General features: G+C 71.7%; 3 protein-coding genes. All 3 read left to right on the plus strand.

Going from position 1 to position 1,855, the window contains the following annotated elements:
- Positions 1-860 (plus strand): acyl-CoA dehydrogenase family protein (locus tag AC1DY2_RS19270; RefSeq protein WP_476763874.1); only part of this gene is annotated, 860 nt, incomplete at its 5' end.
- A 9-nt stretch (positions 861-869) separates the two neighbouring features.
- Entirely contained in the window at positions 870-1,424 is a 555-nt protein-coding gene (locus AC1DY2_RS19275) for a MaoC family dehydratase (RefSeq protein ID WP_476763875.1), read from the plus strand.
- A partial coding sequence (locus AC1DY2_RS19280; protein WP_476763876.1) for an aldolase/citrate lyase family protein occupies positions 1,421-1,855 on the plus strand: 435 nt, incomplete at its 3' end. The genes AC1DY2_RS19275 and AC1DY2_RS19280, both read left to right, overlap by 4 nt.

A 1,855-nucleotide genomic window follows, 5' to 3' on the forward strand; every position in this document is an offset into this window, starting at 1 on the left:
GCACCGAGGAGCAGAAGGCCGAGTACCTGCCCGACCTCGTCGCCGGGCGCGCGCTCGGCGGCTTCGGCCTGACCGAGTCCGAAGCCGGCTCCGACGCCGGAGCGACCCGCACGACCGCCGTGCTCGACGGTGACGAGTGGGTCATCAACGGGTCGAAGCAGTTCATCACCAACTCGGGCACGCCGATCACCCGGTTCGTGACGGTCACCGCCGTGACGGGCGAGCGCACGCGTCCCGACGGCTCGGTCTCGAAGGAGCTCTCGACGATCATCGTGCCGAACGGCACTCCGGGCTTCACGGTCGCCCCCGGGTACGACAAGTCGGGCTGGCGCGCCTCCGACACGCACCCGCTGACGTTCGACGACGTGCGCGTGCCCGCCGCGAACCTGCTCGGCGAACGCGGCCGCGGCTTCGCCAACTTCCTGCGCACCCTCGACGAGGGCCGCATCGCGATCGCCGCCCTGGCGACCGGCGTCGCGCAGGGCTGCCTCGACGAGGCGCTCAGCTATGCCAAGACCCGCAACGTCTTCGGCGTGCCGATCGCCTCGCACCAGTACGTCGCGTTCACCATCGCCCAGATGCAGGCTCGCGTCTACACCGCGCGCCTCGCCTGGCACGACGCCGCCCGGCGCCTCGACGCGGGCCTCCCGTTCAAGAAGGAGGCCGCGATGGCGAAGCTCGTCTCGAGCGACGCGGCGATGCTCAACTCACGCGACGCCACCCAGGTCTTCGGCGGCATGGGCTTCATGAACGAGAGCCTCGTGGCGAGGCACTACCGTGACTCGAAGATCCTCGAGATCGGCGAGGGCACGAACGAGGTGCAGCTCATGGTCATCGCACGCGAGCTGGGCATCGGCTAGGAGGTCGCCATGACGGATGTCCCGATGCGCGAGGTCGTGCAGCGCGGGCTCTGGTTCGAGGAGTTCGAGGAGGGCGTGCGCTACCTGCACCGACCGGGGCGAACGGTGACGGAAGCCGACAACGTGCTGTTCACGACGTTGACGATGAACCCGCAGCCGCTGCACCTCGACGCGGCCTGGTCGGCCGAGCAGCCGTTCGGCCAACGGCTCGTCAACTCGCTGTTCACCCTCTCCACGCTGGTGGGGCAGTCGGTGGGCCAGCTCACCCAGGGCACCCTCGTCGCGAACCTCGGCTTCGGTGCGGTGGCGTTCCCCGCGCCCGTGTTCGTCGGCGACACGCTCTACGGCGAGAGCATCGTCGCGTCCAAGCGGGAGTCGGCGTCGCGCCCGGGCCAGGGCGTCGTGGTACTCGAGCACACGGCGCGCAACCAGGACGGCGTCGTCGTGGCGACCGCCTCCCGCACCATGCTCGTGTGGACCCGCGAGGCGGGGGAGCGCCAGTCGTCCGCGGGGCGTGCAGCGAGCGGTGCCGACCCCTCCACCGACGAGGCGGCCCGCGGATGACGCATCCGCCGTTCCGCTTCGGCCCGGCCCTGCTCTTCTGCCCGGCCGACCGGCCCGATCGCTACCGGAAGGCGGGCGAACGGGCGGACGCGGTGATCCTCGACCTGGAGGACGCGGTCGCCKACGACGCGAAGCGGGCCGCGCGGGTCGCCCTCGTCGCCTCCACGCTCGACCCCGAGCGGGTCATCGTGCGCGTCAACCCCGCGTCGACCCCGCACTTCGCCGACGACCTCGCCGCCCTCGCCGCGACGCCCTACCGCACGGTGATGCTCGCCAAGTGCGAAGGCACCGCCGACCTCGTCGGCCTCGAGGACCACGAGGTCATCGCCCTCTGCGAGACGGCGCGGGGGGTGCTCGCCGCGGCCGAGGTCGCGGCCCTGCCCAACGTGTCCGCGCTGATGTGGGGCGCCGAGGACCTCGTGGCCTCACTC

The sequence above is a fragment of the Agromyces sp. P1_H4 genome (assembly GCF_056405255.1).

What these genes read in the sequence shown, in the direction of transcription:
- AC1DY2_RS19275 (WP_476763875.1), top strand. Translation starts at nt 870, where the DNA reads ATGACGGATGTCCCGATGCGCGAGGTCGTGCAGCGCGGGCTCTGGTTC.